This is a genomic window from Candidatus Vicinibacter proximus (genome assembly GCA_016713905.1).
GTDB lineage: Bacteria > Bacteroidota > Bacteroidia > Chitinophagales > Saprospiraceae > Vicinibacter > Vicinibacter proximus.
Genome location: JADJOE010000001.1, coordinates 645356 through 669422, shown reverse-complemented (window position 1 = coordinate 669422; position 24067 = coordinate 645356). Strand labels below are relative to the sequence as shown.

The window sequence follows — 24067 nt, the reverse complement described above, 5'->3', positions numbered from 1 at the left end:
AATAATAAAAATGCTTGGATCGATTTATGACCACCTTCTATATTCAGCAAAACATCACCGTCTGCTTATTGGTATCCTGGTGTTTGTATGGTATGGAAATTCATTATTGAATGAATTTGCGGTAGACGATGGAATTGTCATAACTCGAAATGAATATGTAACCAAAGGAATCAGTGGAATCCCTGACTTGTTAACAAAAGATACATTTAGGGGCTTTTTTAAAAAAGAAGGTAAGGATAAACTTGTCTCGGGAGGACGATACCGGCCTCTAACTCCTGTATTTTTTGCCATGGTGTATGAAATATTCGGCGCTATGCCTTTTATTTTTCACTTGTTTAACCTACTGGCTTATTTATGCCTTTGTTTAATTTTATATAAGGTCCTAAGCAGATTGCTTCTCTTGAAATTTAAAGATAAAACATCCATCCTCGCATTCCTGAGTACTTTAATCTTTATGGCTCATCCTGTCCATACTGAATGTGTAGCAAACATTAAAGGAATGGATGAAATTGTTGCTCTTCTCTTCTCTTTATTATGTTTCGATTCATTACTCAATTTTATTGAAAGTAACAATAAGAAATATTTGCTTTTTGCACTCATTAGCTTGTTTTTAGGTTTAATGTCTAAAGAAAATGCCATCACTTACATTGGGATTATTCCTGCAGGTCTATTCCTATTGTACAATCAAAAATTTAGTGATTCCATTAAATACATGTTTTGGCTCATCCTTCCTGGTTTATTATTTTTTATCATTCGTGCACAAATATTAGGCTGGAATCCAATCGCTGGTGAATCCGGTGAACTCATGAACAATCCTTTCCTGAAATTTGTAAACGATAAATATGTTTATGTTACTTCGGCAGAACGTTATGGAACTATTTTTCATACGTTGCTGAAATACATAGGTTTGCTTTTTTTTCCACACCCGCTTACTTATGATTACTATCCTAAACATATTGCCATTCAATCCATATGGAATTTATTTCCACTAATTTCTCTGGCAACATACTCCTTACTTTTATACGGAATATTCAAGTTCAGGAATGCCAATCCAATATTTTCATTTTCCATTTTGGCATATCTTTTACCTTTAAGCTTGGTAAGCAATCTAGTATTTCCTATTGGAACTTTCATGGGTGAACGATTCTTGTTTATGCCATCAGTAGGATTTTCAATTCTAATGGCATTGTTTATTGTATATATCACCCAAAAAAATAAATTTCTGGGAACAGGATTTTTCATATTTATGATTTTACTTTATGGTGCTAAAACCATAACCCGAAACTTTGAATGGAAAAATGATTTTGTTCTCATTACAACAGATGTGAAAAATTCACCCAACAGCGCCAAAATAAATAATGCAGTAGGCGGTGTACTGCTGGATGCAAATGCAAAGGAAAAAGACCCAGCCAAAATAGAAGCCAATCTAGCCCGGGCAAAAAAACATTTGTTAAAAGCTATTGAATTGCATCCAATGTATTTTGATGCCTACATGCTTTTAGGGAATGCTTACTTTTTGTCAAAAGAATACAGCCTGGCAATATTACGTTATGAGTTTATATTGAAATATTTACCACAAGACGAAGAAGCTTTTAAAAATCTTACATTATCCTATAGAGAAAAAGGAAGACAAGCTGGCATGATGGAAAACGATCCCGTAAAAGCCATCGAATATCTTAATAAAGCATACAGCATGAATGCCGAAGATCAGGAAACAATTTCATTATTGGGTGTAGCACACGGTGTTTTGAAAGACTACAACAAAGCATTGGAATATTTCAATAAGGTGCTGATTAAGAATCCAAAAAATGCCGAGGCACATTTCAATGTCTATTTAACTTATTTAAATGCAGGAGATCAAATTAATGCGGAAAAGGCGCTTAAAGCAGCCAAGGATATAGACCCTGATATTTTAAACAAATTCAATGCCCATAGTAAGTAATGAAGATCAGGAATATTTTCATACTTAGCATTTTTTGGATTCTCTCTCAAGATAGTTTTGGACAACTACAAAGTGTTAATCAAATCTGGATTGATTCACTATTGTCCAAAATGACCTTGTCAGAAAAAATAGGACAACTTTTTATGGTCCGGGCTTATGGCAATAACGACACCGCCCACATCAACTCAATTTACAGGTTAATTGTAGATAAAAATATTGGTGGACTCTGTTTTTTTCAGGGAAATGCACAAACTCAGGCAGATCTCACCAGACAATATCAAAGTGTATCAAAAATTCCATTGCTTGTAAGTATTGATGCTGAATGGGGACTTGGAATGAGACTAAAACAAGATGGTTTTTATTTTCCCAAACAATTGACACTCGGTGCCATCCAGGACAACAAACTAATTTATCAAATGGGAAAGCAAATGGCTGCCCAACTAAAACTGTTAGGCATCCATCTCAATTTTGCACCGGTTCTTGACATTAATAACAATCCCAATAATCCTGTCATTAATGAAAGATCGTTCGGCTCAGATAAAATTTTAGTTACAAACAAGTCTTATGCTTATATGCAGGGATTACAAGATGGTGGCATTCTTGCTTGCGCCAAACATTTCCCTGGCCATGGCGATACCGACATGGATTCTCATGAAGCACTGCCGACGTTAAACCATGAAAAAAATCAATTGGACACCTTGGAACTTTTTCCATTCAGGGTTATGTGTTCCAAAGATATTGCATCCGTGATGGTCGGCCATCTAGCTATACCAAAACTGGAAGAACAACAAATTGTACCTGCCACCCTATCACATAACATCATTAAAAATATACTGCGAGAGGAATTTCAATTTAAGGGGCTTGTGATAACAGATGCTCTGGAAATGAAAGCAGTTTCAAAATCCTTCCAACCCGGTGAACTGGAAATCGAAGCATTAAAAGCAGGTAACGACATTTTATTGTTAAGCGAAAATATTGAGGAAGCTATTTTAAAAATTAAAGCAGTCATTGAAAATGGAAATTATTCAATAGACAAGTTGAATCAATCTGTAAGATTAATTTTAGAAGCAAAATCAAAAGCAGGCTTGTCAAACTATCAGCCATCCGACTCTATCGATCTCCTCAAAAAAATCAATCACCCAAATGCACAAGCATTAAAGGAAAATATCTACAGGCAAGCAATAACCTTAGTAAAAGATACCTTTCTCAATGTTCCTATCCGCGATCTGAATAAAAAAATAGTAAGTCTCAGTGTAGGCGTTAATGGGATAACAAAATTTCAATCAAGGATTTCTGATTTTTGTGAAGCTCAGCATTTTTTCATAAATAAGAACGATACCATCTCAACAAAAATATTAGATACCATTGATTCTGCGGATTTAGTAATTATATCACTACACAAATTAAGCTATAAACAAAAGGATAGTTTTGGACTTAACCAAAACATAAAAAATATTATTCTCAATCTGGCCAAGTATAAAAGAGTAATTCTGGTAGTATTTGGAAATCCTTACATTATAAAAGAATTTAATCAAGTGCCATCCATTTTATTGGCTTATGAAGATAATTTTGTTGCTCAAGACATTTCCGCCCAACTTCTATTTGGTACTGACCCGATAAAAGGAAGTCTGCCATTGGATATTTCACCAGATTATTATCTTGGAAAATCTATCAAGCGACCATCTCTCTTCCGCATGGGTTATGCAATACCAGAAGCTACTGGATTAAGTTCCGACAGCCTTTTGGCTATTGATAAATTGGCACAAAAGTTAGTAGATCTAAAAGTCGCACCGGGATGCCAAATCTTGGTAGCTAAAGACAATAAAATATTGTATCAAAAATCATTCGGAACACTTGATTTAAATCCTAATAATCTGGTCCAGGATGAAACTTTATATGATTTGGCCAGTTTAACCAAAATCCTTGCGTCAGCTCCAGCTCTAATGATGATGGACGACGATAATCTTTTGGATGTAAAAAAAAAACTATCTCATTATCTGCCTTTCTTAAAAGGTTCCAATAAAGAGGACATCTCGATTAGGGATATATTGCTGCATCAGGCTAAATTATTGACATGGATTCCTTTTTACAAATCAACTCTGGTTGGTCTGGATACTTTTAACCTTATTGACCATCGGTATTATAGATACCAATGCTCTGACTCTTTTCCAATTTGTGTCGCAGAAGATTTATTTTTGAGAGCTGATTTTCTTGATTCAGTAAGGACGAGAATCATTAATAGCAAATTAAACGAACAGAAGAAATTTCTATATTCAGATCTTGGTTTCTACCTTATTCCACCTTTAGTGGAGGCTCTAACAGGTAAAAATTTGGTAGATTATCTACAAGGAAATTTTTATAAGCCACTTGGATTAAATTTCTTGAATTATAACCCAAGGGAAAGTAATGAATTGATTTTACAAATTGCTCCTTCCGAAGAAGATACTTATTTCAGACATCAGACCCTTCGCGGTCACGTACATGATATGGGTGCTGCATTGCTGGGTGGAGTAAGTGGACATGCTGGCTTGTTCGGAAATTCCAAAGATGTAGCTATCATTATGCAATGTTTTTTAAATAATGGCAATTATGGTGGACGGGAATATTTTACCGCAGAACAAATAAGCTCCTTCACAGGAAGGGATGAAGAATTAGGCAGAAGAGGTTTGTGCTTTGATCTAAGAGATACGAGCAATGTCGAAGTTCCTTATGTATCCTCACTTTCATCACCCAGAACTTTTGGGCATCAGGGTTTTACCGGAACCTGTACTTGGGCTGACCCTGATCAAAATCTTTTATATGTTTTTTTATCCAATAGAACTTTTCCAAACGGTAAGATAAATTTACTTCATAGAAATAGATATCGGTTGAAAATTCATGATGCTATTTATAACGCCATTAAACCACGCACGTGAATACTACCTCATTTCTTGCATTAAGATATCTGTTAAAGAAAAAATCTTCTCAGGCTATTCATCTCATTACAGGAATTTCTGTCCTTGGTCTGTCAGTAGGTACCGCTGCCCTAATTATTGTGCTGTCCGTATTTAATGGTTTTGAAAATCTCCTGTCTGGTTTATTCAGTAAACATAATCCTGATATTAAAATCGTAAGTAAATCTGGCAAAGCCTTCAATGAAAAATCTCTTAGAATAGAAGACATTAGCTCTTTTCCTGATATAAAATATCTTTCAAAAACATTGGATCAAACCTGCATGTTGCAATATGACAAAGCACAGGATTTTGGAATAATTAAGGGGGTTGATAGCAATTTTATTCATGTAAGCTTATTGGACTCAGCTTTGGTTGAAGGAAACCTCAGAGGCTCGTCTGATCCAAACTTCACATGGATAGGTCTGGGATTAGCTAATAAATTAGGTGTCTCACTTTCTAATGTTATGACTGATCTCTATGTTTTTACACCAAACGGAGATCAGCTCAATAATGAGTTTTCTCAGGAGCAATTCAGCAGACATCCACTTACTCCTTCTGCAATTTTCTCTCTTCATCAGGATGCAGATTATGAATATTTATTTGCTGATCTGGAATTGCTCAGAAAATTACTTAATGCGCCTGATTTACTGACTGCAATTGAGATTAAAATTCAACCCAAAACGGATATCAGCTCCTTGATCCGTAAAATTCAGCTGATTTGTGGTGCTGATTTTATTGTAAAAGACAGGTACAAACAAGATGAAGCTTTTTTAAAAATTATGAATCTTGAAAAATGGCTTTTCTTTTTACTATTCAGCCTTACGCTTATTCTTGTATCTTTTACAATTGTAGGTACACTTTGGATGATTGTTTTGGAAAAAAGAAAAGACATTTCTATACTTAAATCCTTAGGCATGACCACCCGACAAATCAAGAAAATTTTTCTGCTGATTGGTCTGGGAATCGGATTAATAGGACTCTTATCTGGATTTGTTCTGGCAATGATATTTTATATTCTCCAAATGAATTATGCTTTGATCAGAGTGCCGGATGAATTTATTATTGATGCTTACCCTATTGCCTTGCGCTCAGGGGACTTCCTTTTGGTAAGTTTCACGGTACTTTCTATTGTTTTACTCGCCTCCCTTTTACCCACAGCAAAAATCAGGGAAATAAAAGCCATTTTTAGGGAGGATTAATAATATCTATATGTTTTCCAAAAGCCTCATATGGATGGATATTCCATTTTAAATCTTAGACAAATTTTAATTAAAATCTCATTCTCAAAATCAAAAATTGATCCCGACTTTCACCAATGACATTAATAGAATAACTTTGCAGTCTTATGGAAGAATGGGAACTTGACTTTGAGTGGCTCAGAGTAAGACATTTTATTAAAGAACGGCTGAATCGGAAAGAATTACCTGATCTTAACGCCATCTTATTTCTGATTGGAATTCAGGAATTGGGCAGACCCATCACTGAAAAGTTTACAAAAGAAGAAAAACAAGACTTGATGCATATTGCCTCTTGTAGGTTGTTGTCACAAGATGGATATTATAATTTTGAAGGACTAGATCAGGATGGCTGGCCTCACTATGAATTGATTCGTCCTTTTACCTTAAAAGGTGCTAAAGAACAGGAGCAATACCTAAAAAAGATGGTCGTTAATTATTTTCAGGACAATTATTCAGAATGCTTTAAATAATATAAACATGATAAAATTTTTACCAAAACTGCTAATTGTATTATTAGCCCTTTCCTGCAACACTAAAAAATCAGGAAACTTTGCACTGATTGAAACCAGTTATGGAAATATGAAAGTCAGGCTTTACGATTCTACCCCAAAGCACAAGGCCAATTTTATAAAACTGGTTGAGCAGAAGTTTTATGATGGTACCCTGTTCCACAGAGTAATTAATAATTTTATGATTCAAGGTGGTGATCCGGATTCTAAAAATGCAGCTTCAGGTCAACCACTTGGATCTGGTGGACCTGGATATACCATCGATGCTGAAATAAGCAAGTTCCATTTTAAAGGAGCGCTATGTGCCGCCAGACAGGGTGATCAGGTAAACCCGCAGAAAAAATCATCAGGCTCCCAATTTTACATCGTCCAAGGTCAACCAATGGATGCTGCCCAATTACAAATGTTGGCCCTACAAAAAGGAATAAACTACACTGAATCAGACATAAAGAAATATTCAACGCTTGGGGGAACTCCATTTTTAGATGGGGACTACACCGTTTTTGGTGAAGTGGTGGAAGGATTGGATGTAATCGATAAAATTGCAGCAGTCCAGGGCGATCAAATGAACAGACCACTTGCAGATATTAAAATGACTGTTAAACTTGTAGATTAGGAAAAATGAGGTGGACCTTAGTTACAACCGCTGCATTTACAGTTCTCTTTGGCATTTCGGCCTGTGCTAAAAAATTCAGCCTATTTACAAGCGATAAAACAGTGGTTAAAATACCGGAAAAAATAAATTTTACTAATCTCTCCTCCAAAGCTTTGTCCTATGAATGGGATTTTGGCGATGGGGATATTTCATATGATAAAAATCCAATTCACCAATTCACTAAATCAGGTTTACACAAAGTTGTCCTTAAAGCTAACTTTGGTAAAAAGACCCTGGAGAGTAGTACCGTTATCGAAGTCAAACATCCTGATAAATGTCTGATAAGAATTGATACAAAATTTGGCTCAATGCTTGTCCAACTTTATGATGAAACTCCTTTGCACAGGGACAACTTTTCAAAACTGGTAGAAGAAGGTTATTTTGAAGATCTCCTATTTCATAGGGTGATAGGGGGATTTATGATTCAGGGTGGTGATCCGGATTCCCGTACAGCTTCTCCGGGAAGCCCTTTAGGAAGTGGAGGTCCTGGATATACTATACCCGCTGAGTTCAATAAAAATTTCATCCATAAAAAAGGTGCCTTGGCCGCAGCTCGTACTGGCGATTCTGTAAATCCAGAAAAAAAATCTTCGGGTTCACAATTTTACATCGTTCAAGGAAACATCCAGTCCGAATCCACCTTAAGTAGAATTGAAGATCAGAAAGGTATAAAATACAGTGATGTACAAAGAAAAATATATTTCGAAAATGGAGGGACCCCTTTCCTGGATATGGAATATACTGTATTTGGTGAAGTTATTGATGGACTAGAAGTAATCGACAAAATCGCAGCCGTTCAAACCGCACAGGGAGATAGACCAATCGAAGATGTAAAAATGAAGATCCGATTTCTTCATTGACCAAATGATAATTTAACTCTTGAGCTACATCTTAAGTTGAACTGATTTTATTTATTAAGGTTGAGCGATAAAAGACAATTTATCAATTAAGTCAAGCCCCTCACAGGTATAAACGATTTGTGATTAGCATTAAAGTAATGAACCGCAGTCTATTAAGTGGTTGACTTTTGCATAGCTCCGTTCAAAAGGCAGCCGCGAAATCAATAAATAAAAAATTTTAAAGTATTTAAGCTTGGAATACAATTTTATAAATCTCAAAATGGGCTTAATGTATCCATCAAAAATTAAACTATACTGCAAAATAGCGGATCATTCCTTTTATTTCCTGATCCTCAGTAAGTGAAGGAATTAATTCAAAAAGCAACTCGCTTCCTGAGGCGTCATCCTGCAAAACCTCTTCCAAACCAATAATGGCAGCATTTCTGTCACCCCTTAAAAGTTGTAGGACAATTTTACAGTAACAAAGATCCGCACCTACAGAGTACTTATCTGCCCTAAGCAGTACCTTTTCCGCTTTTGCCAAGTTGTTCTGTTGGAGAAGGAACTTTATATACATAGCCCAATACTGACTTTGCTCCTGACCACATCTGGCCGCTTTATTGTAGTGGATTTCCGCTTTTCTTAAATTATTAAGGTGCTCATAAGCCTTTGCAGCACCTGCATGATATTCTTCCCGATATTCATCAATCTCTAATGCCTCTAAAAAATACTTAAGTGCAAATTCCCAATTCTCCTCTTTTAAAAAACACTCACCCAAATAGTAAAACACTTCATCGTTAAATGGGTCCTGGCTGATTGTTTTTTGTAGAATTTGTTTTGCCTCTTTGTATCGATTTAATTTGATTAGACATTCAGCCATAAAAGCAACAAGCTCTGTATCCGGCCCAAACATTTCATTGGCTTCAGAGTAGCACTGGTAGGCTTTTTCATATGCCCCCATCTGCAGGGCCAATTCTGCACAATCCATGTACCCTTGCTCGAACTTATTGTTGATCAAGAAAGAATATTCCAAAGCTTCCATAGCCTTGTCATATTCTCCCAAACAGGAGTGGGCATGACCCAAATTATACCACGCCAGATAAGAATATGGATTTTTATCTATAATTTCAGTGTGCAATTCAACACTTTCCTCATACTTCTTTGAAAATTCTACGCTCACCCAAATTTGTTGGAGGGCCTTAGAATTATTAGGATTTATGGTTAACGCTTCCTTAAGCGTGTAGAACATTTTTTCAAAATCTTTCATTGACTCATTAATAAAAGCTTCCATTAATAAAATTTCCTGCAGATCGGTTTTTTGGAAGATTAATTTGAGCTCATCGATGATTAGAAGTGCTTCTTCCTCATATCCCTGAATAGTAAGCACTTTTGCTTTGAGTAAGGGAATATCAACATCATATGGCGACAAATGATAAGCTTGATTTACAATTTCAAGTGCTTCATCGTACCTGCTTAAACTTAATAAAAGTCTAACCTTGGTAATATAAAACTCAATTCGATATTTGTATTGCTTTAATGCAATATCGACGACTTGTAAGGATCTTTCAGGCCATCCCTGCTCTTCGTAATGAGAGATTAATTTGTGGTAGGATTTTTCGACCCATAATTCAGGCGAGAGACTCTGCACAGAGTCCTCAAACTCAGCTATGAGTTTTGAAAGTTTTGGATTTTGCTTCGTTTTCCTAGACACTATCTTCTCAGGGATTAATAATGACTCCGTAAAAGTATATAATTCTTGCGATTAGTCTAATAAAAAAAAATATTGCGAATTTTCTCAGTTGAATGCCTCATCAGTTTTATATATTCAAAATATTTGTCCTCAACTTTATACAAATGATTAAAATTTTGCATGTTATTTTGAAACATTCATAACTCCTTATTTTTCATGACAAAGTAAATATTGAAGATTTTTTTAAAAAAAATTCAATCTCTTCTTCCTGACAAAAATACTCCGGCAATGATTAATAGTCCACTAATCGTAATGTTTGCACTTAAATCCCCTTTTTTCATAATCAGCGCAAAAATTACGGCGATTAAGGGCTGTAAATAAATATAATTACTTACAAGACTTGAATCACTCAAAACCAAAGCTTTTGCATTAAAAGTATATGCTAAAAAAGTAGTACACACTAAAACAAATCCTAATGAATACCATTCTGTATTGGTAAACCCTGCCCAATTTACCCTTCCAATTTCCTTGAATCCAAATGGTAGACACATGAAACAGGCTATCAAAAATATCCACTTCATGATATCAAATGCAGAATATTTATTCAGTAATTTTGGAATCCTTGTTAGATAAAATGCATAGGAAATAGCATTCGCCAACACAAGCAAATCTCCGACCCAATTCCCACCTCGCGAATCCTTAGGATTGCCAGACATTATAAGCCCAATTGCCCCCACAAATCCTATCCCACATCCCAGCCAGTTGATTCTGCTCAATATCTTCCCCTCTATGGTACTTAATATCAATACCAGCAATGGTGTGCATACCATGATGAGTGCTGCATGAATTGGACTCGTCAGTGCCAACCCATTAAAAAACAAAAGTTGGTTAGCCAAAACGCCTGTAATGGAACAAATTATTAGCTCAAGATGGTCTGATTTATTCACCCGCTTCGGCAAACCGAAAAACAATACAAAAAGTACTGTCGCCACTACAATCCTTAACAGTATAAAACCATTTGCGCCTATAATGCCAGGGTCTAAAACTATTTTGGCAATAGAATAGTTTGCTCCATATATTAAAGCCACCAAAAACAGTAGAAGGTGAGCTAGCCTGAAATTCTTTCTTATATAATCCAATTCCTAAATTCTATGTGTCTTCTGACTCGCCCAAAATAAAAGTGTAATACTTAAAAACAATGAAATTCCTGCCTGAGTTGCTAATGTGTGCTCATATAAAAATGAACTCCAAATCACCCCCTGGATTGCAAAGGATAAAACAAATTTTGAAGTATTGTTCTTTATAAATATTGCCCAAAATAACCCCAAAAGACTTAACAAACTAAAAATCCCGCAAAATGCCCAACTGTATATAAATTGATTATGTGGGTATTTGATTAATCGGTGATTTAGATGATCCAGATATGTTTTCTCAGTAACTGTTTGCATATCTCCAATTCCACTTCCAAGTATTGGATGCGACTTGATCATTTCCAAACCCATTTCAATGGATTTTATGCGCTCTAAATCTGAATAGTATAGCCACTTACCCCTGGAATACTCGCCAATTTGCCACAGCGTATAGAAATATTTATTTTGAAGACTTGGGCTGAAAGTAAAAAGAAGGCCAACAAGAATAGCCATTAAACCTAAGCCACCAAATAAAATATAGTATTTTTTCTGTTTGATTGCAAAAATCAAGAGATAAATTATTATTCCTAAATACAAACCCAAAATTCCTGACTTAACACTAAGCACATGAATCAAAACAAAAAAATACATCGCCAAAAGAAAAATAAAATATTCTTTAACGGAATACTGCTTAAAAGGTATACTTAACAATTTTTCTATCAGCAGAAGTAACGCACAGGCAAGAATTAAACTAAATCGAACGTGTGAAATAGGCGTTGCAATAGGAATCCCTTTTAATAAAGCCAAATTCATATCATCATAATGATTAAGATAATTCCAAAGTACATACACAGAAACAATCCACAAACTGAATATTCCTATAAATAAAATAGATTCAATTTCCTTTATTCTTAGTCTGCCATGGGCTACAAAAGCGAGTGGAAACACCAGTAATGGCAACTGAATTCTCAATTGATCTAACCATTCTATTTTATTTTCAGACCATAATCCGGAAAGTACCACAATCAAATAATACAAAATTATCCATCCGGGAATAGGCTCTTTGAATATTTGATTTGTCAAATTATTTATATCCTCTTTATTAATGAGCCTGATTTTATCATTTTCATCTTTGAAAAAGATGGTTAATCCTAAAATAATGGTAGAAATGCTCATTAGAAAATTCGACCAGCCTAGTGCACATGCACAAAGACACATTGCAAAAAAGAATATTCGTTGTATACCTTTTGCTTGAATCTGAATGGTAACTTTCATTAATATATCAAAAATAAGGGCATTTTTAAAATTCATGGTATTTCCGACTAAGATCTACAGCAATTCCAGTTAATTAACAATCAATTCACTTTTTGCTGTTTTCTAAATCCTATTCCCCATTTAATTCTTTTATTTCAAACAAAACACAAACGCATGATCAAAGATCTTCATATTTGTTTTTCGATATTATTGATGAAAAAAAATGCAAGATGCCTGATCATCCAAAAATCTACCGTATTTTGTGACCTTTCCAAACCCCTATAATAAAATAGATGTCCCAGGATTGGTTTGCACCTCTAGAGAAGTTAAATCAGGAAATTTTAGATTATCCGATTTCCAATATTGCTGAATTGGAACAATTTAGAATTAAGTTTCTGGGGTCTAAAAATATTTTAAAAGCTTTTTTTTCTAATATCAGTTTTGTTCCCAGAGACCAAAAAAAAGAATACGGACTGCGGCTGAATGCCATTAAACAAACAGCAGATGAAAAATTTTCATCTGCTTCACAAATAATCGCTTCAGCTGACTCTAAAATTGTAGTGACTCCTGACATGAGCCTCCCCTCTATTAATCTTGGAGCAGGATCAAGACATCCCATTTCTCAGGTAATGGATAAAATTATTGGAATATTTTCAAAAATTGGATTCGAAGTAGCTGAAGACAGAGAAATTGAAGATGATTGGCATAATTTCACCGCACTGAACACTCCTGATGATCATCCTGCCAGAGATATGCAGGATACCTTCTATTTGAAGGACTTACCAAACATGCTTTTAAGAACCCACACTTCTTCTGTACAATCCAGATTTATGAAGGCCTACCAGCCACCAATTAGGATCCTGGCTCCTGGAAGAGTGTATAGAAACGAAACCATTTCAGCACGATCCCATTGTCAGTTCCATCAAGTTGAAGGACTCTATGTAGACAAAGGCGTTTCCATGGCAGACCTGAAACAAACACTTCTCTTTTTTGCCAAGGAAATGTTCGGCCATGATGTTAAAATTCGATTGCGACCTTCGTATTTTCCATTTACGGAACCCTCAGCAGAAATGGACATCTACTGGGGATTAAAAGATGAAACGGATCACAGGATTACAAAAGGAACAGGTTGGCTGGAAATTCTTGGATGCGGCATGGTTGATCCGGCTGTTCTGTTAAATTGTGGCATCGACCCAGAAATATATTCCGGCTTCGCTTTTGGAATGGGAATTGAACGGCAGGCAATGTTACTGTATAAAATTCCCGATATCAGATATTATTTTGAAAATGATCTGAGATTTTTGAGACAATTTAAAGGCGCCTAACCAATGTCTCAAAAACCAAGTTTAGCAAAAGGTACCCGCGACTTTCTTCCACTTCAGACACGTAGAAGAAAATTTATTTTTGACACAATAGAAGATTCCTTCGTTCGCCACGGATATCAACCTTTGGAAACACCGGCAATTGAAAATCTCTCTACTCTAATGGGGAAATATGGTGATGAAGGAGACAAATTGTTGTTCAAAATAATTAACAGCGGAGACTTTTTAAAAGATTGCAATCCTCAATTTTTAAAAGATGGAGATTCAAACAAACTTTTAACCCATATTTCTGAAAAAGGACTGAGGTATGACCTTACTGTTCCCCTTGCCAGAGTGGTATCCATGAACCGTCACCTGATCACTTTTCCATTTAAAAGATATCAAATCCAGCCGGTTTGGCGGGCGGATAGACCCCAAAGAGGTAGGTACAGAGAATTTTACCAATGTGATGCAGATGTTGTAGGCTCCGGAAGTTTAATGTTTGAGGCCGAACTTCTAAAAATTTATGATGATGTATTTCATTCCTTGGGGATTCCGGTTAAGATTGTGATCAATCACAGGAACATTTTAGAAGGAATTTCAAAACACGCTGGAAATCCTGATCTTTTCGTTTCCATGACTACAACTTTGGATAAATTAGACAAAATTGGTGAAGAGGCTGTTAAAAAAGAACTTGTTCTCATTGGGTTTGAAGAAACTGCAGCAAGCGAAATTATTGAGCTTACAAAAAAAACTGAACTCAAGGATTTTTGTCTGAACGAAAAAGCAGAAAAAGGTGTACACGCTATTGAAGAGGTGTTTTCTTTTCTCGGTGATGTAGAAACATATAACCATATTTCTTTTAACCCCTCACTGGCAAGGGGATTAGGGTATTATACCGGCTGTATATTTGAAGTAATTCCGACAAGCATTAAAATGGGAAGTTTGGGAGGTGGAGGTCGATACGATAACCTTACTGGCATTTTTGGTCTGGATGGAGTTTCTGGTGTAGGAATTTCTTTTGGCGCAGACAGAATTTATGATGTCATGCATGAACTGGAACTTTTCCCGGAAGACCTTAATTCTTCAGTCCAAATTCTGATAACAGCCCTGGATGAGAATAGCCTGAAACATGGCTTTTCATTGGCAGGTAAACTTCGGAAAAGTAAGATAAGTGTGGATGTTTATCCCGAATTCACAAAACTTAAAAAAGCATTTAAATACGCTGAAGACCTCAAAATTCCAAATGTCCTTATTATCGGAGAAGAAGAACGCTTAAAGGAAATATATCCTGTCAAAAATCAATTAAACGGGGTACAGGAATATTTGACATTGGATTCAATTGTGGATAGATTTACTCCTACAAAATAACTTTCGTTTGAGATTGACTTCTAACCTTAAGCCCCTAAATTCCTAATTCTTCAAAATGAAATTGGGTGTTCTTTTATTCAAAATTTTATTTTTAATGAAGAGGATGTTTCTGACGAATTCCAATTTTACCCATCCTAAGCAATAGGATTTCCTTAGGCAAAGAAAAGGATCCATAGATCAAGACCCTTTAAGTTTTTTTGACTAACCAAAGCGGATCAAGTAGGTAATGGATCAAACTTAAACTATTTAAGGATTGAGGAAATGAGTGAATTTGTGATTGTGAGGAAGACTGAACGATCTCTGCTTCAGCAGAGTAGCGTGCGACAGCACGATAAGTGAAGGCACCGCGAAAGCGGCTAACGAAAAATTTTAAGAAAAGAGAGAATTAAAGAATAACCGAATAATTTCTGCCCTTGACAGAGTATCGTACGAAAGCACGATAAATGAGGGAGGTCTCCGACCGCTTGCGAACATGTCCGACCATTGGCAGAACAACGAAAGATGAAATTCTTTGTCTTAGAATAGAAATTCTATTGAAATATAAGGGATCCAATAGTCTCTATCCCATTCAAGGAAACTAATTTCCCACCTTAGGCATATTGGGTATCATCTCATATATTATAAAATTTTATAATATGTATTAACACAACATTTAACCCATTAACAATTTATTCTAAAACATAATAAGTACCTTTGTCGTTCTCTTTACCTGCAGAAGTAAAATATACCAATTGGATAATTTTCCTTCTTTTAAGTTTTTTTTGTTATATATTAGTTGCTTCTTTTTAACCATGATATATCGATTGATTTTTTTAGGCCTGATTATGTGCTCTTTTCCGCTGCTCAAGGCGGAGACTGCTATGCGGCCCGAAGAGGTCCTTTCCTTCTCCGATAGACTCAATGCTAATTATCAGGAAGAAGAAATTATTGATCGATTAAAAGGGATGTATTGTTTGGTTAACATGGTCATCGATGCGGACGTAATTGATCAAGTTAAGCGATTTATCCTGATAGACAGAACCTCAAGTAGAAAAATTTTAAATAGAAAAGATCAATATTTTCCACTAATAGAGAAACTACTTTTAGATAATAACCTTCCGGCCGAAATTAAGTACATAGCAGCAATCGAATCCACCCTAAATCCTTCTGCAAAATCGTATATGGGTGCGGCCGGACTATGGCAGTTAATGCCGGGAACAGCCAAAATCAGGGGACTCAAAATTGACGACAAAATTGATCAAAGACTTGATCCAGTAAATTCTACTCTTGCAGCAATAAAGTATTTTAAAGCTCTATATGGAATGTTCGGGGACTGGTCACTTGTCATGGCTGCTTATAATTGTGGGGAAAATAAGGTCCTGGAAGCTATTGAAAAATCCGGTTCAAGGGACTTTTGGACCATCCGGAAAAATCTCCCCCGTCAAACGCAGTTGTTTGTGCCTGCTTTCATAGGTGTCAATTATATGATGCAATATTTTTCTGAGCATAACTTGTTTCCCGGTGAAGAGGAGTACACTTCAAATTTAGTGACGTTCGTTAAAATCAATAAAGAGGTAAATATTCCCAAATTACTTAAGAAGACATCAATATCTAAGGAACTTTTTAGATTTCTAAATCCCTCTTTTAGAAAAAATTCTATCCCTAAATCTGAGTCCGGACATTATGTTTGTCTACCAGACAGCCAAATGATAGAATTTGTAGAATTTTATAAGAACGAATATTACCCAAAAATGGATTCTTTAGATTTGGCAAATGTTTCCATACCTGGAAATTTATTGGACTTAATAAGTTTTACTCGCCCTTTCATTCTTGAACCTAATCCAATAGAAAATCTAGAGCCATCAGGGATGATTTATAATTCAATGGATTATGCTGATGTTAAAGCTCAACCTACCCTTAAAGTGGAAAGTCTCAAAAATTGTAGCTATCATTTGGTAAAAACCGGAGAAAGTTTAGTTGAAATTGCTAGTCAATACACCAATATCTCTGTTCAAGATCTTATAACTTGGAATTCAATCAGCGATGATGATGAAATTCCAAACGGCACAGTTCTACTGATAAGAAGTTAAATTTATTTTAAGACTCGTATGGGTTTTTGCAAATCTACTCTTCACCTGACTTTTCTGGGTTTGTATTGCTAAGTATCTCTTTTTTTAATCGAAGCAACATTTTAAGAAGTCCATCTTGAATTAAATTGTATTTTTTCTCTTCTTTGGCAACATAAATCAACATCATGGTGAGATTGCCTACATCATTCAAAAATTCTGGGTCTAACTTTTCCTTCCAGTTTAACCGGTAACATTCCTTCATCCTTCTTTTAATCCTGTTCCTGACCACAGCTGACTTAAAAGCTCTTTTAGGTACAGAAAAAGCTACCCTTGGCATTAGCCTCGGACAATTTTCATCCTCTACACGAAATTTTACGAGAATTGGGTAACACAAGACCGAATTTGGACTTTCAAATAAAAGCCCAATTTGCTTGGCTGATTTTAGTCTTAACTCTTTGGGAAATGTTAAATCACGGACCACATCCGGATCTCAAGTTGATTATTTCAATCTGCTCTCATCTGAAACAGTCAACCTCTGACGTCCTCTGGATCGTCTTCTGGCCAATACTCTGCGACCGTTCTTAGACTTCATACGGCTTCTAAAACCATGTTTATTGGCTCTTTTTCTTCTGGAAGGTTGAAATGTACGTTTCATCGTAGTTGCAAATTTAAAAGCCCTCTTTTAAAGGGATGGCAAAGGTAGTTCAATATTATTAATTGTCAAAGATTTTTTTAACTATTCATTGAAATTAGGAATTCTTCATTTCTTGTAGTCCCAACCATATGTTTCTTTATAAATTCAATAGCCTCTTCAGGTTTCATGTCGGCTAAGTGGTTTCGTAACACAAACATCTTTTGTACAATGGTGTCATCCAACAATAGATCCTCCCTCCTGGTACTTGATTTGGTAAGGTCAATGGAAGGATACATTCGTTTATTGGCAAGACTACGATCTAATTGTAACTCCATATTACCGGTTCCCTTGAATTCTTCGAAAATAACACTATCCATTTTGGATCCGGTATCGATTAATGCAGTAGCCAATATAGTAAGGGAACCCCCATTTTCAATCTTTCTGGCAGCTCCAAAAAACTTTTTAGGCTTTTGCAAAGCATTTGCCTCAACTCCTCCGGATAACACTTTCCCCGATGAAGGAGCCACAGTATTATACGCTCTGGCCAGACGAGTGATCGAATCAAGTAAAATAACTACATCATGACCGCATTCCACCAACCTTTTAGCTTTCTCCAGTACAATGTTTGCTACTCGGGTATGATTGTCCGCAGGTTCATCGAAAGTCGAAGAAATAACCTCAGCCTTCACACTTCTCTTCATATCTGTAACCTCCTCAGGTCGTTCATCTACAAGCAATACGATCAAATAACACTCGGGATGATTGGCCGCAATGGCATTGGCAATGTCTTTTAATAAAAAAGTCTTACCGGTTTTTGGCTGTGCTACGATTAAGCCCCGTTGACCTTTACCTATTGGTGTAAACAAATCAATGATCCTGTTACCATAATCTCTTCCTGTTGGAGAGGTGGTCAGCTTAAATTTTTCATTTGGAAACAATGGCGTTAAGTAATCAAACGGAACTCTGTCTCTAATTTGTTTGGGCTCAAGACCATTTACCTTTGAAACTCTTAATAAAGCAAAATACTTTTCTCCTTCTTTGGGAGGTCTGACTGCGCCTACTATCGTATCCCCGGTTTTTACACCAAACAATTTAATTTGGGAAGGGGATACATACACATCATCTGGTGAACTAAGATAATTGTAATCGGAACTTCTCAAAAAACCATACCCTTCCGGCATCATTTCCAAAACTCCTTGTCCTTCTACTACTCCTTCTAACTCAACAACAAAAACAGGTTCTTGTGGAACAACTTCCTGTTCGGTTTGATCTTCCGGCGATTCTGTATTTTGGGACTGGGAAATATTGGCTTGGCTATTCTGCGGTGGATTTATAGGTTGCTGGTCTCTTGGATGCGGACGGGGTTGATTTCGATTATGTCGATTTTGGTATGCCTCTCTCCTGGGTTTAAATTCTCTTCTTTGATCTACATTAGCTTCTGTTTCCTGAGGTTTTGTTTCTACCTCTTCGGTCTTTGTTTCTGGATTGGACTCAACCTGCTCCACAATTGATTCAGGTTTTGTTTCTCTGACTTTCTCGGCTCCTTCCGGCTTAATAACCCGGCGTCTCCTGTTCCGAAGATTGTTTTCGTCTTCCAATATTTCGTAAGATTTTTCTTTGGACGGAACTTCAGATTCATTTTGTGAAGTCTCTTGATCCGATATAGATTTCTTACTTCCAACCAGAGCCTGTTGGTCCAGAATTTTATAAACCAAATCCTGTTTGGTTAATTTTTTTGCATTTTGAACACCAAGACGCTCAGCAATTTCCTTAAGCTCCGGAACAAGCATGTCGTTCAATTGTAAAATGTCGTACATAGACAAAGTCAAGAATTAATTTAAAAAATAATTGAAATAGGATATTTATGATTAGACCTACTTCTTGCTGCATCAATCAAAATACAAACCGATAATGAACTTCTTAAAGTTGAAAAAGAAAAGTAAAAATTCGGGAATTTGTTTTAGACGGGCAGCCAGGCCCTAACGGTGCAAATATACACCATTTTATTAGACTGTACTTTTTTTTATCAAAAAATCATCATTTACCCGTAAAATTGCCCTAAATTGGACAAATGATTGAATTAAAAATACTCAGAAACGAAACGGAAAGGGTTATTGCCGGTTTAAAGAAAAGAAATATCAGCCAAGAACAATTAGATCTGGTTCAGGAAATAATATTTCTGGACGACCAGCGTAAATTATCTCAAGCCAATATGGATCAGAGGCTATCCCAAATTAACCAATTGTCTAAAGAGATTGGCTTAGCAATGAAATCAAATGATCTTGCTTCCGCCGAAAAAAACAAACTGGAAGTCGCACGACTTAAAGAAGAAAATAAGGAGTACGAAGAATTGCTCAACTCTAGCCTCAAATTAATTGAGGAAAAGCTTATCCAGTTACCTAATATTCCACATGTTTCTGTTCCGGAGGGAAAATCCGCCGATGACAATCTTGTATATAAAGATTGGACCGACCCAATGCCTGATCTGCCGGAAGATGCCTTACCACATTGGGAATTAGCTAAGAAATATAAGGTTTTCGATATGGAATTAGGGGTTAAAATAACCGGTTCAGGCTTCATTTTATACCGTAATAATGGTGCAAAACTTCAAAGGGCCCTCATAAATTTTTTCCTCGATGAAGCCAGCAAATTGGGTTATGAAGAAATTCAGGCTCCCCTTATGGTAAATGCTGATTCTGCTCGAGCAACAGGCCAACTCCCTGATAAGGAGGCTCAAATGTATTTTGTGGAAAAAGATGAACTTTATCTTATTCCAACTGCCGAAGTGCCCGTCACTAATATTTACCGGGATGTGATTCTGAAAGAAGCCGATTTCCCTGTCCTTTTGACCGGATATACCCCTTGTTTCAGAAGAGAGGCCGGCTCTTATGGGGCTCATGTTAAAGGTCTGAATAGGGTTCATCAATTTGATAAAGTTGAAATTGTAAGAATTGAACATCCCGATAATTCGTATGCAGCGTTGGAACTTATGCTAAATCATGTAGAAAATCTCCTTAAAAAACTCGAACTCCCATATCGCATCTTAAGATTGTGTGGGGGTGATATGGGGTTTGCCTCTGCGCTAACTTACGATTTTGAAGTTTTTTCAGCTGCTCAGAAAAGATGGCTCGAAGTAAGTTCGGTATCCAATTTTGAAACTTTTCAGACAAATCGTATGAAATTACGCTTTAAGAACGAAAATGGAGAAACTCAATATGCCCATTCTCTAAATGGAAGTGCACTCGCCTTGGCAAGGATAGTTGCCGCTATACTTGAAAATCATCAAACGTCCAATGGTATTAAAATCCCAAAGGCCCTTCAGAGCTATTTTGGAAGTGAATGGATCAATTAAACCTTAAATTTGGTAAACCTGTTAAGTCGATTAATTCTTAGATAATTATTAATTTTTAATTGATTTGAAATCTTTTACAGGTAAAATTGTTATTACTTCTGATAATTTAATTTGCAACAAAGTATGAATATGTTTTTCAATTCCGATTATATGATTTTCAATATCCTGGCTATGGTTATGTCCGGTATTGGGTATCTGGTCCATACCAGATTAAAATCAAAATTTGAATATTACGGTCAGATAGCCATTAAATCTGGACTTTCCGGCAAGGAAGTGGCGGAACAAATGCTCGCCCATTATGGTATATTTGATGTCCAGGTACACGAATCTCAAGGTATGCTCTCAGATCATTACAACCCCCTTAACAAGACAGTTAACCTGAGTTCCGAAGTTTATCATGGTAGATCAATTGCTTCTGCTGCTGTTTCTGCACACGAATGCGGTCACGCAGTACAACATGATACATCCTATGCTATGCTTCAACTTCGTTCTAAAATTGTCCCGGTAGTTAAAATAGCCTCTCTTGCACAACAATTTCTACTGGTGTTTGCATTTATGCTTGCCAATACCTTTCCCACCTTGTTATTGATCACAATAATTGCTTTTATGATCACAACTCTGTTCAGTCTGATTACACTTCCTGTTGAATTTGATGCCAGCAGAAGGGCTTTGGTGTGGCTGGATGAAACCGGTGTGGCTAAAGGCCAAGAATATGAAGGTGCTAAGGATGCTCTGAAATGGGCTGCCATGACCTATGTCGCTTCAGCACTTTCCTCACTTGTAATGTTAATCTTTCTGATTTTAAGATACATGTCTTCAGACCGGGAATAAGCTTTTTTTATATTTTTGATCTTTAATTCAAATCCGGTATGTGTGAATACTGGAATTTCAAAAAACTAAAATTATGTCTGCAGCATTAGAAACTCATATCGTCCAAACAAAAGCCGAATTTGAGAAGGCTATTGAACACCTTCAAAAAGAATTAACCAGAGTGCGCACAGGAAAGGCTTCCACAAATATATTGGATGGTATATTGGTAAACTATTATGGATCTCCTACCCCGCTGACTCAGGTGGCTAACTTAAGTCTTGCGGATTCCAGAACCATTGCCATACAACCCTGGGAGAAAAAAATCATTGGCGATATAGAACAAGCCATATTTGCTGCTAATTTGGGATTCACACCACAAAATGATGGTGAGATGATTCGTATTGCAATCCCCCCATTAACCGAAGAAAGACGTAAAGAATTTGTCAAACAAGTAAAACACTTTGGAGAAGAGGCAAAAGTCAGTATACGATCCAGCCGTCACAAAATATTGGACTTTATCAAAAAAGAACAAAAGAATGGTCTGGCTGAAGATATTGCAAAGACAAAAGAACAATTAATTCAAAATTTAGTCACAGACTATTCTTCAAAAGTGGATAAAATTATAGAGGTAAAAGAAAAAGAGATAATGACTGTTTAGTTCATATCTAAACTTATTTTATTTTTTGAATCCCTATTAGTATATGAAATTAGTTCTAAAAATAAGCAATCCCTAGAAAATTTTTTATCTGCAAAAATTAATTTCGGAATAATTTTCTAATTAGAAATTCCCATATCACGTTCTAAAATTATTTTGAGCTGCTCAACCTTTAGGTTTTTACCAATTATTTTTCGCTCCTTATTCAGCACATACATTTCTGGGGTGATATCTACGTAATATTTTGCATAAATCGAAGCATTTGTTGGATCATGCACATTGATCCAATTTTGCACCTGATATTTCTTTATGAAATCTCTCCATTCCTGATCTTTTGCATTCAAAACGATTGCAAAAACCTCTACCCCTTTATTTTTCCATTCTTCATAAAACTGCTTCAACTTCGGGGTCTCCTCCTGACAATGTTCACACTTTGGATCGTACATAAATACAATGATATACGGTTTTTTTATTCCGTAAATTGACTTGGTTTGCCCATTCGGATCAACAGAAATTACATCAGGACCAATTCTGTTCAAGAGACTAGCGCTCATTTCCCACGCCTTTTTTCGCAAATCTGCCAGTTCTTTTTCAGTCAACCAAAATGCACGGTCTTTTGTGAAATATTTATCAATGATATGAACATAAACAGCCTCCCCATCCATAACTTTTGTTTTGGATGGCTGGTATTTTAAAGCAATATAATTTGTAAAAAATTGAAACATTTCCGGATTCTCCAGTGATTTTTGAATAACAAAATCTGCCTGCCTTATAATAGAATCTGGCTGCTGCACAGTAAGATCTGTGATAAAACGATTCAGCTTATTAACAATGACTGGAGTTGCAAGCAATCTCGTGTCCTTCAAGTCGACACCATTCCAAAAATTAAGTCTGAAAAACTCTAATTTTTTACTGATGTCAGGCTCCCCGTTTGGCTTACGAAAATCTGGAACTTCAGGATTTTGTCCAGCAATTTTAAATTTTGTAAAAAAAACATTTGGATATTTTGCCTCCAGATTTCTCATGTAATCCTTCCTCTCCACATTGATCAATTCTAATGCTGCTTCAATCTTTTTTATTACTTCGGGATTGTTTGCTTGCTTTGACTTTTGCTCATTTAGAGAATCGAATTTTTTTTCATGCCTGCTTTGAAGAATCATCGATTGATATAATAGTTCATTATCAATTGAGCCGCTTACCTTCATACTGTTAATGTAATCTCCCTTATTAGCCTCCATGGTGAAAAATTGCTCGTCATTTATCATCATATGGAAACTCGAATAATCAGGAAGAATAATATAAAAATATCCGGGCTTGAAAGGAGATTTTCGCTTAAACTCGAATTCCCCCAAATCATTCATCATCGTGCTGTCCGCTATATAATTTTGATCAGCATATACCCCAATCATTTTGATTTTACCTCCGTTAAAACCATTTACTTTAAATTTGAGGTGGCAGCTATCCGATTGAGCGTATAATCCATTGATTGAAATCAAAAATGTCATAAGAAATTTAAAGTGCCAATTTTGTTTCATGCTGATATTTTAATTCAATAATTTATAAGGTAATCTGTAAACATCTCCCAACATTAACCAAAATTTTTCTGGTTGGTTTAATGAGCAAAATTAAGATTAACTGACCAAAATTAAATAACCTATTAGATAAATTCTTGATAGGCTAAAACGCAGTCTGGGGTCAAATATTTC

At 36.0% G+C, this 24067-nt stretch carries 19 protein-coding genes; 12 read left to right on the top strand and 7 right to left on the bottom strand.

Annotated features, from left to right (window positions below; genetic code table 11):
- The first annotated feature begins 10 nt into the window (after window positions 1-10).
- The 6 genes from IPJ83_02750 (at window position 11) to IPJ83_02725 (ending at window position 8137) form a co-directional block, all read left to right on the top strand.
- Window positions 11-1942 (top strand): tetratricopeptide repeat protein, encoded by a 1932-nt coding sequence (locus tag IPJ83_02750; GenBank protein ID MBK7879467.1) that lies wholly within the window; start codon window positions 11-13, stop codon window positions 1940-1942.
- Complete coding sequence (locus tag IPJ83_02745; protein ID MBK7879466.1) at window positions 1942-4857, top strand: serine hydrolase; 2916 nt, start codon at window positions 1942-1944, stop codon at window positions 4855-4857. The genes IPJ83_02750 and IPJ83_02745 overlap by 1 nt, the downstream gene beginning before the upstream one ends.
- Entirely contained in the window at window positions 4854-6074 is a 1221-nt protein-coding gene (locus IPJ83_02740) for an FtsX-like permease family protein (GenBank protein ID MBK7879465.1), read from the top strand. Before IPJ83_02745 ends, IPJ83_02740 begins: the two co-directional genes overlap by 4 nt.
- Window positions 6075-6220: 146 nt before the next feature.
- Window positions 6221-6583, top strand: coding sequence for a hypothetical protein (locus IPJ83_02735; GenBank protein MBK7879464.1), 363 nt, complete (start codon window positions 6221-6223; stop codon window positions 6581-6583).
- Window positions 6584-6590: 7 nt separating this feature from the next.
- Window positions 6591-7238 (top strand): peptidylprolyl isomerase, encoded by a 648-nt coding sequence (locus tag IPJ83_02730; GenBank protein MBK7879463.1) that lies wholly within the window; start codon window positions 6591-6593, stop codon window positions 7236-7238.
- Between the two features lie 5 nt (window positions 7239-7243).
- Window positions 7244-8137 (top strand): peptidylprolyl isomerase, encoded by an 894-nt coding sequence (locus IPJ83_02725; GenBank protein ID MBK7879462.1) that lies wholly within the window; start codon window positions 7244-7246, stop codon window positions 8135-8137.
- A gap of 289 nt (window positions 8138-8426) precedes the next feature.
- Here the strand turns inward: IPJ83_02725 and IPJ83_02720 are convergent, their stop codons facing one another.
- The 3 genes from IPJ83_02720 to IPJ83_02710 form a co-directional block, all read right to left on the bottom strand.
- Window positions 8427-9827: a tetratricopeptide repeat protein gene (locus IPJ83_02720; protein ID MBK7879461.1), complete on the bottom strand. Its 1401-nt coding sequence runs from the start codon at window positions 9825-9827 to the stop codon at window positions 8427-8429.
- 233 nt (window positions 9828-10060) lie between these two features.
- The gene (locus IPJ83_02715) at window positions 10061-10894 is read right to left on the bottom strand and encodes a DMT family transporter (protein ID MBK7879460.1); all 834 of its coding nucleotides are present in this window, start codon (window positions 10892-10894) and stop codon (window positions 10061-10063) included.
- 54 nt (window positions 10895-10948) lie between these two features.
- Window positions 10949-12247: an O-antigen ligase family protein gene (locus IPJ83_02710; GenBank protein MBK7879459.1), complete on the bottom strand. Its 1299-nt coding sequence runs from the start codon at window positions 12245-12247 to the stop codon at window positions 10949-10951.
- 236 nt (window positions 12248-12483) lie between these two features.
- Here IPJ83_02710 and pheS point away from each other — a divergent pair, with 236 nt between their 5' ends.
- From pheS to IPJ83_02695, 3 genes are all read left to right on the top strand, one after another.
- The gene (gene pheS / locus IPJ83_02705) at window positions 12484-13515 is read left to right on the top strand and encodes a phenylalanine--tRNA ligase subunit alpha (GenBank protein ID MBK7879458.1); all 1032 of its coding nucleotides are present in this window, start codon (window positions 12484-12486) and stop codon (window positions 13513-13515) included.
- A 3-nt stretch (window positions 13516-13518) separates the two neighbouring features.
- The gene (locus IPJ83_02700) at window positions 13519-14862 is read left to right on the top strand and encodes a histidine--tRNA ligase (GenBank protein ID MBK7879457.1); all 1344 of its coding nucleotides are present in this window, start codon (window positions 13519-13521) and stop codon (window positions 14860-14862) included.
- Between the two features lie 791 nt (window positions 14863-15653).
- Window positions 15654-16931, top strand: a complete 1278-nt coding sequence (locus IPJ83_02695) for a transglycosylase SLT domain-containing protein (GenBank protein ID MBK7879456.1) — start codon at window positions 15654-15656, stop codon at window positions 16929-16931.
- 34 nt (window positions 16932-16965) lie between these two features.
- Here IPJ83_02695 and IPJ83_02690 read toward each other — a convergent pair whose 3' ends face one another.
- From IPJ83_02690 to rho, 3 genes are all read right to left on the bottom strand, one after another.
- A complete protein-coding gene (locus IPJ83_02690) occupies window positions 16966-17391 on the bottom strand; it encodes a ribonuclease P protein component (GenBank protein MBK7879455.1) in 426 nt (141 codons plus the stop codon).
- An 18-nt stretch (window positions 17392-17409) separates the two neighbouring features.
- Window positions 17410-17565, bottom strand: a complete 156-nt coding sequence (gene rpmH, locus IPJ83_02685; GenBank protein ID MBK7879454.1) for a 50S ribosomal protein L34 — start codon at window positions 17563-17565, stop codon at window positions 17410-17412.
- A gap of 77 nt (window positions 17566-17642) precedes the next feature.
- Entirely contained in the window at window positions 17643-19361 is a 1719-nt protein-coding gene (rho, locus tag IPJ83_02680) for a transcription termination factor Rho (protein MBK7879453.1), read from the bottom strand.
- Between the two features lie 254 nt (window positions 19362-19615).
- Here rho and serS point away from each other — a divergent pair, with 254 nt between their 5' ends.
- From serS to frr, 3 genes are all read left to right on the top strand, one after another.
- Window positions 19616-20896, top strand: coding sequence for a serine--tRNA ligase (gene serS / locus IPJ83_02675; protein ID MBK7879452.1), 1281 nt, complete (start codon window positions 19616-19618; stop codon window positions 20894-20896).
- Between the two features lie 150 nt (window positions 20897-21046).
- Window positions 21047-21727, top strand: a complete 681-nt coding sequence (locus IPJ83_02670) for a zinc metallopeptidase (GenBank protein MBK7879451.1) — start codon at window positions 21047-21049, stop codon at window positions 21725-21727.
- A gap of 73 nt (window positions 21728-21800) precedes the next feature.
- A complete protein-coding gene (gene frr / locus IPJ83_02665) occupies window positions 21801-22364 on the top strand; it encodes a ribosome recycling factor (GenBank protein MBK7879450.1) in 564 nt (187 codons plus the stop codon).
- Window positions 22365-22480: 116 nt separating this feature from the next.
- Here the strand turns inward: frr and IPJ83_02660 are convergent, their stop codons facing one another.
- Window positions 22481-23896 (bottom strand): redoxin domain-containing protein, encoded by a 1416-nt coding sequence (locus IPJ83_02660; protein ID MBK7879449.1) that lies wholly within the window; start codon window positions 23894-23896, stop codon window positions 22481-22483.
- Window positions 23897-24067 lie beyond the last annotated feature (171 nt).